This window comes from Bacillus sp. 5w2, from assembly GCF_054353775.1.
Map to the genome: position 1 here is coordinate 1 of NZ_JBTIWT010000025.1, position 15,920 is coordinate 15,920.

The window sequence follows — 15,920 nt, forward strand, 5'->3', positions numbered from 1 at the left end:
CTTGTTTGTCTTGTTTGTCCTGTTTGTCTTGTTTACCGTGCTTGTCCTGCTTATTTTCTATTTCCTGCTGTTCTAATTCAAATTTGTCAGAGTCTAATTCAGAAAGCTTGTTTTTTTTATAGTTTGTTATTCTATAAATCTTTATTTTGCTTTGTTTTCTATGTTTTGGCATAGGAATCCCCTTTCGAATTGTGTTATTTTATTCTATTCTATGTAATTTAGTAGAGTTTGCTTGGACAATAAATAGAAGAGTGTGTTCAAGAGGGGGTTATTTTTTAATAGGTTTTCACACTGAAAAAAACTTTTTAGTGTTTTTTGTTTTAAACACAACTAGACAACTAAACACTAATCTATTTTCATACAGTTATGTGTTAAAAGCGTGTTGTTTTATAACACACTGTGTGTTTTTTGAGTGACACACTAATTGAAAGCGTTAACACACAAAGAAAACAGTCGAAAAAGTGCTGATTTTAGTGGTTTTGAAAAGTTGGCACGCTAATTGCATTAATAAATAGCGTAAAGAAAAATAAATAAACATAAACTTTTTATACTACACAAGGGGGATTTTCAAATGAATATTTTATTATGTTGCTCAGCAGGGATGTCTACAAGTTTACTAGTTACAAAAATGGAAGCGGCTGCAAAAGCTCGCGGTCTAGAAGGAAAGATTTGGGCTGTATCTGGGGATGCAGTAAAAACGAATATCGATCAAGCAGATGTGTTATTACTAGGACCGCAAGTTCGTTACATGCTTTCTTCAATGAAAACGCTTGCTGATGAGAGAAACGTTGGAATCGACGTTATCAATCCAATGCACTACGGCATGATGAATGGAGAAGCAGTTTTAGATCACGCATTAACACTTAAAAAATAATTAGGGGGGAAGCGAAATGCAAAAGTTTATTGCATTCATGGAGAAATATATTGTTCCTGTCGCTGGTAAAATCGGATCGCAACGTCACTTAGCTGCGATCCGTGATGGATTTATTGCAGTTATGCCACTTATTTTAGTTGGTGCACTGGCATCACTAATTAATGGTTTTCCGTCTGACGCTTTCCAAGATTTCATGAAAGGTTTGTTTGGTGAAACGTGGAAACAAGTTGGCGGTGGAATGTGGACTGGTTCTTTCGCAATTCTAGCACTAATCATAGCATTTACAACAAGTTATAACTTAGCAAAATCTTACGGCGTTGATGGCTTGTCAGCAGGTATTATTTCATTTGGTGCGTTAATTATTCTTACGCCAACAACACCGAAAGAAGGCGGATTGAACTTAGCTTGGACAGGTGCACAAGGGTTATTCGTAGCAATTATCGTGGCACTCCTTGTTACTGAGGTATTCCGTTTCTTTGTACAAAGAAACATTACTTTTAAAATGCCTGATGGAGTACCACCAGCAGTTTTAAGATCTTTCGCAGCTATAGTTCCAGCATTTGTTATCTTAACAGTAGTTGCAGGTATTCAATTAGCAGTGAAATTATCTGGTACAAGTGTTCATGAATTTATTTTTAATACGATTCAATCACCACTGCAAAGTTTAGCAGGGACATTACCAAGTGCAATTGTCATTGTACTCCTTGTTCATCTTCTTTGGTTCTTCGGTTTACATGGTCCAAATATCGTTGGTGGTATTATTGAGCCATTATACTTACCGGCATTAGAGAAAAACATGAATTTATTCAAAGGTGGTACATCTGCATTTGATGTTCCAAACATTGTTACAAAACCATTCTTTGATACTTTCGTATATCTTGGTGGTTCTGGTGCAACATTAGCGTTCTTAGTGGTCGTATTACTTGTAGCAAAAAGTGCACAATTACGCGGTGTATCTCGCTTATCAATTGGACCAGGTGCATTCAATATTAACGAACCAGTAATCTTTGGTACACCAATTATTTTAAATCCAATTTTATTCTTACCGTTTATCCTAACACCAATTGTATTAGTAATTACTTCTTATACAGCTATATCTATTGGTTGGGTACCAAAAACAGTTGTGATGATTCCATGGGCAACACCACCAATTATTAGTGGTTATCTTGTAACAGGTGGACATCTTTCAGGTGCAATTCTACAGTTATTCAACTTTGTAATTGCGATGGCAATCTACTATCCATTCGTAGTATTATGCGACCGTTCTGTTGTTCGTACTGAAAAAGCAGCAGCGCAAGGAAATAACAACTCTGTACCTATGTAACACAGTAATTGTTCTCACAGATAACATTATCTGTGAGAACAATCACCTTTATATCATGTTCAAAAAGATGAGACCCATCTACAAGAACACCAAACTATCATTCATAAAATAATAATTTAATAGAAATGTTCAAACTGAAGGGGTATTCAAATCGGTTGAACCATAATAGAGAGGGCGGTAATTATGATGACTACAGCAGAACAAATTCCATTCCAATTGATTTTAAATAGTGGTAATGCACGAAGCTTTGCAATGGAGGCACTTCAATTTGCCAAACAGGGGAAAATGGCAGAGGCTGATGAAGCGATGGTAAAGGCGAAAGAAGCGATTAATGAAGCGCATCATTTCCAAACAGAGCTCATACAATCAGAAGCAAGAGGAGAAAAAACAGAGGTTAGTGTTCTTTTAATTCACGCACAGGATCATTTAATGAATGCGATTACAGTAAAAGAATTAGCAGCAGAGTTTATTGACCTTTATAAAAAGTTAGAAGCGAAAGGGGAATAAAGCATGACTGGAATTAAAATTGCTACAATCGGCGGTGGATCTAGTTATACACCAGAGTTAATTGAAGGATTTATTAAGCGTTATGATGAACTGCCTGTTCGTGAAATTTGGTTAGTAGATATTGAGGCAGGAAAAGAAAAGTTAGAAATCGTTGGTAACTTAGCGAAACGTATGGTGAAAAAATCAGGTTTACCAATCGAGGTTCATTTAACACTTGATCGCCGCGAGGCATTAAAGGATGCTGATTTCGTAACGACGCAGCTTCGCGTAGGTTTATTAGAAGCTCGTGCAAAAGATGAAGCGATCCCGTTAAAATATGATGTAATCGGTCAGGAAACGAATGGTCCTGGTGGTTTATTCAAAGCATTGAGAACGATTCCTGTTATTTTAGATATTTGTAAGGATATGGAGGAGCTTTGTCCGAATGCATGGTTAATTAACTTCGCGAACCCAGCTGGTATGGTAACAGAAGCTGTTCTTCGTTATACAAATATTCAAAGAGTAGTTGGTCTATGTAACGTTCCAATCGGAATCCGCATGGGTCTTGCAAGATTACTTGAAGTAGATGCAAGTCGTGTTCACGTTGATTTCGCAGGTTTAAATCATATGGTATACGGACTAGATGTATATTTAGATGGCGTAAGTGTAATGGATCGTGTGTTGGAGCTTGTAACAGATCCAGAAAAGCAAATTACGATGGAAAATATCGCTGCGCTTAACTGGGAGCCAGACTTTATTCGTGGCCTTCGTGCAATCCCTTGTCCATACCATCGTTACTACTATAAAACACGTGAAATGTTAGAAGAAGAGAAAGAAGCTTCAATTGAAAAAGGTACACGTGCAGAAGTAGTAAAACAATTAGAAGATGATTTATTCGAGTTATATAAAGACCCGAATCTAGATATTAAACCACCACAATTAGAAAAACGTGGCGGCGCTTATTATAGTGACGCAGCATGTAGTTTAATTACGTCTATTTACAATAATAAAGGTGATATCCAGCCTGTTAATACACGAAACAACGGAACAATTGCAAGCTTGCCACATGATTCTGCTGTTGAAGTGAACTGTATTATTACGAAAGAAGGTCCAAAACCAATTGCAGTTGGAGATCTTCCAGTACCAGTTCGCGGTTTAGTACAACAAATTAAATCATTCGAGCGCACAACAATTGAAGCTGCTGTTACAGGGGATTATCATAAAGCGCTGCTTGCTATGACAATTAATCCACTTGTACCATCAGATAAAGTTGCAAAACAAATTTTAGATGAAATGTTGGAAGCGCATAAAGAATATCTTCCGCAGTTCTTCAAAAAGGTAGAGAAATAAAAGCGGCGCTATTTAGCCCGCTTTTTTTATTCTATTAGGAGGTATTACGATGATTAAACTAATTGTAAATGCAGATGATTTCGGTCTTACAGAAGGTACAAATTACGGCATTATTGATGGGCATATAAATGGACTTGTAAATTCAACGACGATGATGATGAATATGCCGGGAACAGAGCATGCGGTACGCTTAGCAAAAGAGTATAAAACGTTAGGGGTAGGCGTACATCTCGTATTAACGGCAGGTAAACCGCTTCTTGGAGATGTTCCATCACTTGTAAGTAGCGATGGATTGTTTCATAAACAAAGCGTCGTATGGGAAGGGAAGCTAAGTCCCGAAGAAGTTGAGAGAGAATGGACTGCTCAAATTGAGAAATTCTTATCTTACGGATTAACACCGACCCATTTAGATAGTCATCATCACGTACATGGATTGCCAATTTTGCACGATGTTCTTGAGAGATTAGCTGCTACATATAATGTTCCAATTCGTCGTTGTGAGGAAGAACGAGCAGTACGCCCATTTTCTGACGTGTTTTACAGTGATTTTTACGCAGATGGTGTGACGGAAGATTACTTCGTGAAGTTAAAAGGAAGAGTACAAGGTGAACAAACGGTAGAAATTATGGTTCATCCAGCTTATATTGATCCAGAGCTTGTGAAGCGTTCTTCTTACGTAATGGATCGTGTGAAGGAATTGCGTATTTTAACAGAGAGTGAGTTGCCTGAAGGAATAGAGCTTGTGAAGTTTTCATAGAAAAACGACGGCTATAGAATGCCGTCGTTTTTTATTTACAAAATGGATAAAATATATCCGCCAAAGGCTCCAAGTATAACGATAACCCAAGGTGGTGTTTTCCAAAAAGCGAGCAGGCAAAATAGAAGAGATGCAAAAACAAAATCTACAGCGTTCATAATTGTGCTTGTCCAAATAGGGTCATAAAAAGCTGCTAGTAAAATACCGACAACGGCTGCATTGACTCCAAGTAGTGCGCCTTGTATGTAAGATATTTTTCTCACACTGTTCCAAAATGGTAAAACACCAATAACGAGTAAGAAAGCAGGAAGAAAGATCGCAATTGTTGCGAGTATGGCCCCAAGTGTCCCGTTTAACACAGCTCCTATATAAGAAGCGAATGTAAATAGTGGGCCTGGTACGGCTTGTGTTAATCCGTATCCAGCTAGAAATTGTTCTTTCGTCATCATTCCGTTTTGTACGAACTCACCTTCAAGAAGGGGCAGCACGACGTGTCCGCCTCCAAATACAAGTGCGCCAGAGCGATAGAAACTATCAAATAAAGCGATGTAATAAGAGAACGGTCTTAATATTGGTAGCAGTAGTAATAGTCCGAAGAATAAGACGAGACAAGAAACTGCTATCTTTTTTGAAATAGGTACTTTTATATGTTGAGATTGGCTAATTGGTTGGTTGCGATATAAAAACCAGCCGATAAAGCCAGATACTATAATGAGAATGACTTGTGTCCAACTATTTGGCCATAGTAAGGCGATTGCAGCAGTTATAATAGCAATCGTCGCACGATTTCGGTCTGGCGTTAATTTTTGCGCCATTCCCCATATTGCATGAGCGACAATAGCGACTGCTACAAGTTTTAGTCCATGAATCCAGCCAGCACTTCCAAGATCGAATTGATTAAGGAATGAGGCGAAGAAAACTAAAACAAGCACAGACGGTAAGGTGAATCCAATCCATGAAATAATAGCTCCTAATACCCCGCCCCTTAATAATCCAATCCCCATACCGACTTGACTGCTAGCAGGACCAGGAAGGAATTGACATAGTGCTACTAAATCTCCATAGCTTCGTTCATCCATCCATTTTCTTTTTTGTATGTATTCGTGGTGGAAATAGCCGAGATGGGCGACAGGACCACCAAATGAAGTAAGCCCTAATTTAAATGAGACGAGAAAAATCTCGACTAATAATCGAAAAGAGTAGTTGTTATTTTTCAAAGTAACCTCCTAGAGAATTTTTTCTATGTGCATTATACAAGAGGTGGTAAAGCAAAAGAAATGATTCTTATGTAAAGATTTTGTGAATCTTTTCTTTGTACTTAAAATTGAAAAAGTCATAAATGATTATGTATAAACCATAAAGTAGTAGAAGTAGTGCTGGGAAATTTATATAAGGAGAATGCCCGTATGACAACACATTTCTTTGCGAGATTAACAGGTAAGAGGGAAATACCTCCCGTAAATACAGAAGCTTATGGTGTAACAGAGTTTATATTTAGTGAGGATTTAAAGAAATTGCAATATCGGGTCATATTGAAAAACATAGAAAAAGTTACATCCTGCCAAATTCATTTAGGGAAAGCGGATCAGATTGGTCCAGTTGTTTTAAATTTGTTTGGTCCGCTAAAGCAAGGTATTAGTGTAAATGAAGGGATCGTGACCGGTGTAGTTAATGTGGGGGATTTTGAAGGGCCTTTACAAGGGAGAGCGTTTGATAGCTTACTTCAAGAAATCATTCAGGCGAATGTATATGTAAATGTTTATACGAAGTCCAATAAGAAGGGCGAAATAAGAGGGCGGATTAGGAAAGTAAAGAAGTAGCAAAAAAGGCTGTCCATATTTTGGAACAGCCTTTTTTTGCTATACGGTGCAAATTTTAGCGATTATTGTCGGTAAATCGATATATTTGAAAAATCGCTGATATAATCCGAGTTACGCCGATATATTAAAAAACTGCCTTGATTAATTTTTCACAGGTTGATTTTTAATAAAGAAGTCCATGACATAAAATACTTCGTCATCAGGTATTTGTATTTCAAATGTATTTTCAATCGGTTGTAATGCTTTTTTCACTTTCATATACATCCAATACTCATCTTGTCTTCGTTTCTCTTTATCTGGATGAGGGAGGAGGCTTTCTCCTTTTTGAAGACGGTCAACCATACAGCTCATATGCAGAATCACACCCATTAAGCTGTCAGGAGTTAGCTGTAAGGAAATTAATTCTTGAATTGTATTTAATGCGTAACGAATTGTTTTAATAAGTAATGCTCCGTCGTTACGCTGCATTTGTTGTTCAAGAATATCAGCCATTTTTGCATATGTTTCTTCATACGTAATTAATTCTTGAATTGGCTGAATCGCTGTGTAGTTTACGATATCTTGAAAATGATATGTTAAGCAAGGAACTTGTACATCGAAATTCGTGACGATACAAATGATATTCCGCTCTTTTTTGATGTTCTCAATCATTTTCGTTAAATCTTTTTCATGGACGATACTAATCGGAATAATTTCAATTAATTCTTTATCAAATCGCAAATAGTTCTCTAACATTTTTTGGATAGCTAAAGCACTGCCTTCACCAGTTAAACAAGCTGTTAAAATAACAGATTTCATTGGTGATAGTGGCTTTTTCTTTTCTTCTTGTACGTTTAAGTAAAACGGTGTTAAGTTCTTCACTGTTTCATATAATGCATCTAGCGAGTAGCCAAGCTGAGCTTTTCGAGCTGCTTCTAGTGCGTGTGGAGTGCTTGTCATGGAAAGAACACGTACCGGAATTTTGAACTCAGTTTCTAATATATCGCCAATATAAGCGAGTGATCCCATATCAACGAGTAAGAGAAGCCCGTTTACATTTTGGAGTGTTTTCATATACACTTTCACACGTTCTAAGAAATCTTTCGGCGATTCATGTAACGGCATATCGATACCGGTTACTTCCTCAATGCCGAGAAGTTCGTTTGCGACGTTTGCCATTTCTGTTGCGATGCCGTTGCCGTGCGCTAATATTAATACTTTTACTTCTGTTTGTGAGGCAGGAATTGGATCAACAACGAAGAACATTGTTAAAAAGCCCGCTTCATCAATAGGCATTGTTATTTGTAATTCGTCCTCTAGTAGCTGAATGCATTGCATAGCTACGGAAAAAGCGTCTTTATATTTCGTACGAATTTGATTTAATTGTGGGTGATGAATTTGTTTTCCAGCTTGCAAACGTTGTAGAGTTGTCTGTACATGTAAACTTAAAGCGAGAAATACTTTTTCATCAAACGTCTTAGATAAATGTTTTTCAGCGAGTTCCGCAATTTTTTCACATACGGAAACGATATTACGATCCACAATTTTAAAAACATTTTCATGACTTGTTTTTTGGGACATTTGGTTAAAATATTGTACGAAAAAGCTTTGAATATCATTTTCTATTAGTAATTCTAATTCTTCCTCTTCAATACCGCGAGCTTGAAGTTCTTCATATTTATAATCAATATAATCGTAAATAGAAGACCGTTTTTCATTTTCTGTTTTATGATTACTCCAACCTTCATCACCTGTAAATATAAATGTTTCATTTGGTATTTGGTATAGATGACGGCTCTTTCTTTCAATGAATAGCCCTTCTTTCATATACCAAGGTAAATCTGTACTTGAAACATAGACAGAATCACGTTTCTTCGTCACAAAGTCAGAGTAGGCTTTCGCGCAGGCAATTTGTACATCCGTTTTTAATTGACCGATGTTATTGGGACAATTGTAAAAGACGAAAGCACGCATTGCATTTGGACTAACGTGAATTTCTTTTCGCAGGCGTATTGCTTCACTCGTAAAAAATAGTTGTAGTAAAGCAAAGCGTTCTTTATGTGTACGCTCACGAAGTGGTGGAAGTGTGACAGTCATCGGTATACGTCTTGTAAATGTTTTTAATAAAAATGAATTTGGCTCTTCTGTTGTTGCAGTAATGATTAACACTTGTGCTTTACGCTCGTTTTCTGTTTCTCCAAGGCGGCGGTATACCCCGCGGTCGATAAATGTGAAAAGCATTTCTTGTCCCTCTGGAGGAAGGCGATGTACTTCATCTAAGAAAAGGATTCCTTCATGTGCTTTTTCAATTAACCCTTTTTGATCACTGGCTCCTGTATAAGCTCCTTTTTTAATCCCAAATAATTGCCCCAGTAGTAGCTGTGGATTATTTGCGTAATCAGCACAGTTAAAGACGATAAATGGTGCATTTTTAGGAAGCTGTTCAACTTCAATTGCATATTCGTGCATTAAAGAAGCGAACATAGATTTTCCGACTCCTGTTTCTCCGAGCAGTAAAGTATGCATACCGTTTGGAGGATAGAGAATAGAAGCTTTCGCTTTTTCGATTGCGATTTTAAGGCTTGTATTTTCAATTGCAAATGTATCTAATGAAGTTATTTCTTTTGAATGCGTTTCCAACGAAGCGTTCGTTTCTATATAAAAACGAACAGGACGCGTATTTGTTTTTAATAAACGTTTATCCTTTACAAGTTTGTTTAAGTCGCTGCTTACATTGGCGCGATCTAGTTGTAACAGGGTAGCAAGTTCTGATGCAGTTACACCTTCTGTATAAACTCCTTCTTGTATTGCGTTAAAAATGAGATCTATTCGTTTCATTTCTATTCACCTCGAAACTTCATCACTATTTAAAATTTTACACAAAAATGGGAAGGGTGGGAAGAGAAAAATAAAACAGCTTTAGCAAATAGGCACTAAAGCTGTTACAATCTTGTGTCTTTCCAAAAGTTCACTTCGAGGTGGGAAGATGGATTATAGGGAAGAAGTTTGTATCCTTGTGACTGCAAATAATCAATTACGTTTGGCAGTATTTGTACGGTTACACTTGAATCATGCATTAAAATCACTTCGACTTGTTCATCGCTTTGATTACGTACTCTTTCTAGTATGGCAGAAGGATTGTCATAGCTTTTCCAATCATATGTATCGATTGTCCAATCCCACATTTTATACTGTGCTGATACGAGTGCATCACGGTAATTCTTTTTTAAGTAAGGCATACTACCATACGGGACGCGAACGAGATGTGTATTTAATTTTGTAACTTGCTGAACAATGTTTTGTGTTTGTTCCATTTCTGTAATTAAAGCGGATGGATCACCAGTGTAAAGGCGTTTTACATCGTGTGACATACTGTGAAGTCCGATATAATGTCCGTCTTTAATTAATCGTTGCATTGTCTTTTTATAATGTGGTACTTTTCCACCAATAACAAAGAAAGTTGCTTTTCCGTTCTTTTCTTTTAAGATGTTTAAAATTTGCGTAGTATATTTGTTTGGTCCGTCATCAAATGTTAAGTACGCGATTTTTTGGGTAGGAGAGGTAGTTTCGATATTTGGATGATGTTCAGCAGGGATAATTGTAGTTGCTCCCGCATGAGATGACGCGTACATAGTAATCGTTAAAAGTAAAATAATGTATTGCAATACTCGCTTGATCATAACATTCACCCTCAGTTTGACAATCAAGATGTAAAAAAGAAAATGTACTCTTTTTCTTATTATGTATATCTTTCTCCAATAGAGGAACTCTCAAACAATCTATATTTTGGAAATGTAAAGTAATGAATAAAAAATAGCATCCTCTTATAAGAAAGAGGATGCTATTTGAATATTTCATAATTGTAAAGGCTATACTACAATTAGTCTTCGCGTTTTTTCACTTTTTTATAAAAGGAAATAAGTGGTTTGTAACGTTCATGTACAAGCCCGATTACTTCAGCAATAATTTCTGTAAAGAAGATTAAAACGAAAAGAAGAATAATGGATAACCATAATGTCGCACTAGAGAAAATGATTGCATTTACACTAAAGAAAATACCGAATGCGTATATAATTAGTACCGTTTTTCGATGAGAAAAGCCCATTGCAAGTAAACGGTGATGTAAATGCGATTTATCTGGTGCTGAAATAGGTTTTTTATTTACGATACGACGGATAATTGCAAATGTCGTATCAAATACAGGTACGCCTAAAATGATAACTGGAACGATAAAGCTGAATAACGTTACACTTTTGTATAATCCAAGTAACGATATAACAGAAATACAGTATCCTAAAAATAGTGCGCCTGTATCTCCCATGAAAATTTTTGCTGGATGGAAGTTGTAGAATAAAAATCCAATTGTACTTGCTAATGTAATTAATGCTAGTGGTAAGATAATAGCGGCTCCAGTGCCCCATGGGCTAGTGAAGGCCATATATGCTAGCGTTGCAAGTACGATAGATGAAATACCAGCAGATAATCCATCTAAGCCATCAATTAAGTTGATTGCATTTGTAATACCTACAATCCAAAATACTGTAATTGGGTAAGCAAGCCATCCAAGTTCAGTATCCCCGAGGATTGGAATATATAATACTTGCACTAATAATCCACTTTTTACAATCATCATGGCAACTAATAGTTGTCCACCGAATTTTACCTTCGCAGATAACTCGTACATATCATCTAAAATACCGATGATTACAATGATAATTGCACCTAGCGTTATCGATAACATTCTTTGTTCATATAATCCGCCGACAACAAATCCTACAGCTACACCAATAAATATCGCTAACCCGCCAAGACGAGGCATAATCTTTTGGTGCACTTTACGAGCGTTTGGCTTATCTGTTGCTCCTATTTTAAAAGCTAACTTAATAACTAAAGGAGTAACGACGAGTACAGTGATGAAAGATGCCAAAATGGCATAAATCACTTGTGAGTCCATTAATACCCCACCCTTTTATAGTCTAACGTAATTTTTTTAAATATATTTATCTGAAAATTATGATGTTTATTTACAGGCTCATAACATATGGTATCACAAAAAGATTAGAATTCAATCTTTTTTTGTTTTTACGGTAAATGGAAGCAGATAGAATATATGACAATTGTATACAGAATGTTGAATCATTTGAGAAGGTTCATCGTATTGGGCTTTGGAATATGACATTTTCTCTTTTTCTTTGATAGTGAATACTTTTATTTCAATATTATAAGTGTTACACGTAGAAATGAGTAAGTTCCGTGTTAAAATGTGGGAATTTATCCTGCATGAACGGGCAGTAAGGTTCGCACCTCAAAATTCAGTTGGAAAAAAGAAGTTAGATGGGGATCTTAATTCCTGTAAAATCCCGATTGGTTTAACTAATAATCAGTGGGGAATGGATGCCCTCACTGAATAGCGTTACACTTTATATTCGTGCATTTAATTTTACAAAAACTTAAAAAAGAATGAAAAAAGTAATTCATATAATAAAGAAGTAAAGGAGTTTTCTCATTTTTAATGTGAGAGGGGGAAGCACAGGGAGAATTCTATGTATTCGTATATTTTCTATTGTATATTCCTGTGCGAAAAGGAAATGAAAATTACGATAATAGGTACCGGATACGTTGGGTTGATTACAGGAGTAGGGTTGGCGATATTAGGACATTCGGTTACATGTTTTGATATAAATGATGAGAAAATTGAACGGATAAGGCGAGGGGATCTGCCCATTTATGAAGCGGGCTTATATGAATTAATAAATGATGTATGTGAGAATAATCGTTTAACTTTTACAACAAGTAAAGAAGAAGCATTTAACGATGCGGAGTTTATATTTATTGCAGTTGGAACACCTTCTTTATTAGATGGGACAGCGGATTTAACATATATTCAAAGTGCATGTGTTGATATTGGAACATATGCGACTAACGACATTATTGTTGTTACAAAAAGTACTGTTCCTGTAGGGACGAATGGTGCTATTAGAGGATGGATTGAGGAGAAGTTACAGGGGAGACATGAATTACATATTGTATCGAATCCCGAATTTTTACGGGAGGGTTCAGGTATTTTCGATTTTTTTCGAGGAGATCGTATTGTAATTGGAGCGGATCATGAGGAAGCGGCACGAAAAGTAGAGGATTTGTATAGTGAATTACGCTTAAAAACATATGTTACAGATATAAAAAGTGCAGAGATGATTAAATATGCATCGAATGCTTTTTTAGCGACAAAAATTAGTTTTATCAATGAAATTTCAAATATATGTGAGAAGGTAGGAGCCAATGTATTAGACGTTGCACAAGGGATGGGAATGGATAAGAGAATTGGTGCGTCTTTTTTAAATGCGGGCATTGGTTACGGGGGATCGTGTTTTCCGAAAGATACGAAAGCCCTTGTGCAAATTGCAGGGAATGTGGCGCATGATTTTCGTTTGTTAAAGGCAGTCATTGAAGTGAATAATAAACAACAGTTGTTATTGATTGAGAAAGCGAAGAAAGTAATAAATATGAACAAGAAGCGGATTGCGGTGCTGGGAGCAGCGTTTAAACCGAATACTGATGATGTAAGAGACGCACCGTCCCTTATTATGATACAAGAATTAATTCATATAGGTGCGGATGTAGTTCTATATGACCCGAAGGCGATTCAAAATATGAAAAATATCTTTGGGGAGACTATACAATATAGCGAATGTATAGATGAATCGATTAGAGGAGCGAGTGCGGCTTTTATCATGACAGAATGGGAGGCTATCCGAGCTTATCCGTTAGAGAAGTACGCACAACTTATGAGAGAACCTATTTTATTCGATGGTAGAAATTGTTATACTAATGAGGATGTCAAGAAGCGAGGGATAGATTATTATTCTGTTGGAAGAGAAAGTATTTGTAAGAGGGACTTTTCCGTTATTCGTTAAAAAGGCATATATTCATGTATATTCTTATATGTCATAATAGAAATTGTAACTAGTGAAAGAAAAGAGGCAATGAAATGACTGAACGTTTAAAAGTAATGACAATTTTCGGGACACGTCCAGAAGCAATTAAAATGGCACCTCTTGTATTAGAGTTGCAAAAGCATTCAGACAAAATTGAATCGATTGTGACTGTAACAGCGCAACATCGTCAAATGTTAGACCAAGTATTAAGTATCTTTGGAATTACGCCAGATTTCGATTTGAATATTATGAAAGATCGCCAAACTTTAATTGATATTACAACGCGTGGTTTAGAAGGTTTGGATAAAGTAATGAAAGAAGCAAAGCCAGATATTGTACTTGTACATGGTGATACAACGACAACATTTATTGCAAGTTTAGCTGCTTTCTATAATCAAATTCCAGTAGGTCATGTTGAGGCAGGACTTCGTACATGGGATAAATATTCTCCATACCCAGAAGAAATGAATCGCCAATTAACAGGCGTAATGGCAGATCTTCATTTCTCACCTACAGCAAAATCAGCAACGAACTTACAGAAAGAAAATAAAGATGAGTCACGCATTTTCATCACAGGAAATACAGCGATCGACGCACTAAAAACGACTGTAAAAGAAACATATAGTCATCCTGTACTAGAGAAGCTTGGAAATGATCGTCTTGTACTTATGACAGCTCACCGTCGTGAAAACTTAGGAGAGCCAATGCGTAATATGTTCCGTGCAATTAAACGTCTTGTTGATAAGCATGAAGACGTGCAAGTTGTGTATCCTGTTCATATGAACCCTGTTGTTCGTGAAACAGCGAATGATATTTTAGGTGATCATGGCCGCATTCATTTAATTGAGCCGCTAGATGTAATTGATTTCCACAATGTGGCTGCTCGTTCATACTTAATGTTAACTGATTCTGGTGGTGTACAAGAGGAAGCGCCGTCACTTGGTGTACCGGTTCTTGTTCTTCGTGATACAACAGAGCGACCAGAAGGTATTGAAGCAGGTACATTGAAATTAGCAGGAACAGACGAAGAGACAATCTTTGGTCTTGCTGATGAATTGTTATCAAACAAAGAAGCTCATGATAAGATGTCAAAAGCATCTAACCCCTACGGTGATGGCCTTGCATCAGAGCGTATTGTAGAAGCAATTTTACAACACTTTAACAAGTAAATAAAAAGAGCCAAATCATATACGATTTGGCTCTTTTTTTATTGCTGATTTCTCATAATCCACTCTGCATGAGCATTCGTAGAAGGAGGGGGGGCAGTTGGTGTTTTGTTCTGATTTTGGTTCTGATTCGTTTCTTTCTTCGCTTTTTCGTTAGAGTTAGAATTTGAAGAAGGATTTGATTCGGTTTTTGTTGTTGGATTTTCTTGAGTGTTTGCTGTTTCTCCTAATTCTTTTTTTATTTCGTTACGTACTGTCTCTACGCCGATTGGATCTGGAAGGAAGTAATAAATACCACCTATTTTTTTGTCTTCTCCTTCAAGTTTGAAAGTTTGCATTGTAGAAGGATCAAACCCAGAAAGTTTATTGTAAAGAGCAAGTCCGTCTGAAATAGGGATGTCAGTTTTTATATATTTTCCAACGACTGTTGTTAAATCTTTAATTTTAAATACGGTAGAGGTGGAATTTAGTTTTTGAGCAACAGCGGCTAGTAATTGCCTTTGCCTAGCAGCTCGACCATAATCGCCATTTGGATCCTGTTTTCGCATACGAACGTAAGCAAGGGCTTCTTCACCATTTAATTCTTGTTGTCCTTGCTTAAATTCGATTTTTTTGTAGTAATCCACGTCTGAACGCTCCCAAAAATCGAATGGGACATCAACAGTAACACCGCCAACAGCATCAACAATACCTTTAAAGCCTTGGAAATCAATTTTAAGATAATGGTCTACAGGCACTTTTAGAAAACCTTCGACAGTTTTGATTGCCATTTCTTCTCCGCCGTAAGCATGCGCAGCGTTAATTTTGTCCTCTTTATTCTTTCCGACAATTGGAACGCGACTATCACGAGGGATACTCATAAGCGAAATCTTTTTCGTTTTCGGATTGACTGTCGCAAACATTAATGAATCTGTACGACCATTTTGACCGTCTGTTGCATAATCTTCTATACCCATAATAAGGAGTGTAAAAGGCTCCTTTGTAATTTCTACATCTTCGGTTCTCAAATCCGATTTTTCACGAGTAAAACCACTATACATCCCCATGAGAGAAGAGTAGGAATTTAATATATAAAATCCTACACTGCCAAATAAAAATAAGAAAATAAGGAAGTAGAAAAACTTTCTTCTTCGTTTCTTTTTTATTCTGCTATTTTGGAGATGATAATAACGTTCTTCCATATATAATCTCCTTAGTTCATTTGTAGGGAAGTGATTCACTACATTAAT

The 15,920-nt window shown here is 36.6% G+C and carries 13 protein-coding genes and 1 pseudogene; 8 read left to right on the top strand and 6 right to left on the bottom strand.

All coding sequences use genetic code 11. The annotated features are described in order from the left end of the window. Window positions 1–172 (bottom strand): annotated as a pseudogene (locus ACXY7N_RS27090) (polyamine aminopropyltransferase); the annotation flags it as partial. A gap of 399 nt (window positions 173–571) precedes the next feature. Between ACXY7N_RS27090 and ACXY7N_RS27095 the strand changes: the two are divergent. The 5 genes from ACXY7N_RS27095 to chbG all read left to right on the top strand — a co-directional run bounded on the left by ACXY7N_RS27095 (window position 572) and on the right by chbG (window position 4,791). Next, on the top strand, window positions 572–874 hold the full coding sequence (locus tag ACXY7N_RS27095) for a PTS sugar transporter subunit IIB (protein ID WP_001023569.1): 303 nt from the start codon (window positions 572–574) through the stop codon (window positions 872–874). Between the two features lie 16 nt (window positions 875–890). Continuing rightward, complete coding sequence (gene celB / locus ACXY7N_RS27100; protein ID WP_098986009.1) at window positions 891–2,198, top strand: PTS cellobiose transporter subunit IIC; 1,308 nt, start codon at window positions 891–893, stop codon at window positions 2,196–2,198. Window positions 2,199–2,381: 183 nt separating this feature from the next. Continuing rightward, the gene (locus tag ACXY7N_RS27105) at window positions 2,382–2,705 is read left to right on the top strand and encodes a PTS lactose/cellobiose transporter subunit IIA (protein ID WP_000989055.1); all 324 of its coding nucleotides are present in this window, start codon (window positions 2,382–2,384) and stop codon (window positions 2,703–2,705) included. A 3-nt stretch (window positions 2,706–2,708) separates the two neighbouring features. Next, window positions 2,709–4,034 (top strand): 6-phospho-beta-glucosidase, encoded by a 1,326-nt coding sequence (celF, locus tag ACXY7N_RS27110; RefSeq protein ID WP_000145754.1) that lies wholly within the window; start codon window positions 2,709–2,711, stop codon window positions 4,032–4,034. A gap of 49 nt (window positions 4,035–4,083) precedes the next feature. Next, entirely contained in the window at window positions 4,084–4,791 is a 708-nt protein-coding gene (chbG, locus tag ACXY7N_RS27115) for a chitin disaccharide deacetylase (protein ID WP_098986010.1), read from the top strand. 35 nt (window positions 4,792–4,826) lie between these two features. On the opposite strand, the gene ACXY7N_RS27120 is transcribed toward chbG, so the two are convergent. Further along, window positions 4,827–6,008, bottom strand: a complete 1,182-nt coding sequence (locus tag ACXY7N_RS27120; RefSeq protein WP_016136033.1) for a chromate transporter — start codon at window positions 6,006–6,008, stop codon at window positions 4,827–4,829. A 189-nt stretch (window positions 6,009–6,197) separates the two neighbouring features. On the opposite strand from ACXY7N_RS27120, the gene exsM reads away from it, so the two are divergent. Further along, a complete protein-coding gene (gene exsM, locus ACXY7N_RS27125; RefSeq protein WP_088084581.1) occupies window positions 6,198–6,611 on the top strand; it encodes an exosporium regulatory protein ExsM in 414 nt (137 codons plus the stop codon). A 141-nt stretch (window positions 6,612–6,752) separates the two neighbouring features. On the opposite strand, the gene ACXY7N_RS27130 is transcribed toward exsM, so the two are convergent. From ACXY7N_RS27130 to tagO, 3 genes are all read right to left on the bottom strand, one after another. Then, a complete protein-coding gene (locus ACXY7N_RS27130; protein ID WP_098986011.1) occupies window positions 6,753–9,428 on the bottom strand; it encodes a sigma-54-dependent transcriptional regulator in 2,676 nt (891 codons plus the stop codon). Between the two features lie 104 nt (window positions 9,429–9,532). Further along, entirely contained in the window at window positions 9,533–10,270 is a 738-nt protein-coding gene (locus ACXY7N_RS27135; protein WP_488592803.1) for a polysaccharide deacetylase family protein, read from the bottom strand. Window positions 10,271–10,470: 200 nt separating this feature from the next. Continuing rightward, on the bottom strand, window positions 10,471–11,544 hold the full coding sequence (tagO, locus tag ACXY7N_RS27140) for a UDP-N-acetylglucosamine--undecaprenyl-phosphate N-acetylglucosaminephosphotransferase TagO (RefSeq protein ID WP_000378314.1): 1,074 nt from the start codon (window positions 11,542–11,544) through the stop codon (window positions 10,471–10,473). A 589-nt stretch (window positions 11,545–12,133) separates the two neighbouring features. On the opposite strand from tagO, the gene ACXY7N_RS27145 reads away from it, so the two are divergent. Further along, a complete protein-coding gene (locus ACXY7N_RS27145; RefSeq protein WP_488592804.1) occupies window positions 12,134–13,504 on the top strand; it encodes a UDP-glucose dehydrogenase family protein in 1,371 nt (456 codons plus the stop codon). Between the two features lie 74 nt (window positions 13,505–13,578). After that, the gene (gene wecB / locus ACXY7N_RS27150; protein WP_016085565.1) at window positions 13,579–14,694 is read left to right on the top strand and encodes a non-hydrolyzing UDP-N-acetylglucosamine 2-epimerase; all 1,116 of its coding nucleotides are present in this window, start codon (window positions 13,579–13,581) and stop codon (window positions 14,692–14,694) included. A gap of 38 nt (window positions 14,695–14,732) precedes the next feature. Here wecB and ACXY7N_RS27155 read toward each other — a convergent pair whose 3' ends face one another. Then, window positions 14,733–15,872: an LCP family protein gene (locus tag ACXY7N_RS27155; RefSeq protein WP_488592805.1), complete on the bottom strand. Its 1,140-nt coding sequence runs from the start codon at window positions 15,870–15,872 to the stop codon at window positions 14,733–14,735. Window positions 15,873–15,920: the final 48 nt, after the last annotated feature.

Coding starts and splice junctions, on each gene's coding strand:
- ACXY7N_RS27095 (WP_001023569.1), top strand. CDS start 572: ATGAATATTTTATTATGTTGCTCAGCAGGGATGTCTACAAGTTTACTA.
- celB (WP_098986009.1), top strand. CDS start 891: ATGCAAAAGTTTATTGCATTCATGGAGAAATATATTGTTCCTGTCGCT.
- ACXY7N_RS27105 (WP_000989055.1), top strand. CDS start 2,382: ATGATGACTACAGCAGAACAAATTCCATTCCAATTGATTTTAAATAGT.
- celF (WP_000145754.1), top strand. CDS start 2,709: ATGACTGGAATTAAAATTGCTACAATCGGCGGTGGATCTAGTTATACA.
- chbG (WP_098986010.1), top strand. CDS start 4,084: ATGATTAAACTAATTGTAAATGCAGATGATTTCGGTCTTACAGAAGGT.
- exsM (WP_088084581.1), top strand. CDS start 6,198: ATGACAACACATTTCTTTGCGAGATTAACAGGTAAGAGGGAAATACCT.
- ACXY7N_RS27130 (WP_098986011.1), bottom strand. CDS start 9,428: ATGAAACGAATAGATCTCATTTTTAACGCAATACAAGAAGGAGTTTAT.
- ACXY7N_RS27135 (WP_488592803.1), bottom strand. CDS start 10,270: ATGATCAAGCGAGTATTGCAATACATTATTTTACTTTTAACGATTACT.
- tagO (WP_000378314.1), bottom strand. CDS start 11,544: ATGGACTCACAAGTGATTTATGCCATTTTGGCATCTTTCATCACTGTA.
- ACXY7N_RS27145 (WP_488592804.1), top strand. CDS start 12,134: ATGTATTCGTATATTTTCTATTGTATATTCCTGTGCGAAAAGGAAATG.
- wecB (WP_016085565.1), top strand. CDS start 13,579: ATGACTGAACGTTTAAAAGTAATGACAATTTTCGGGACACGTCCAGAA.
- ACXY7N_RS27155 (WP_488592805.1), bottom strand. CDS start 15,872: ATGGAAGAACGTTATTATCATCTCCAAAATAGCAGAATAAAAAAGAAA.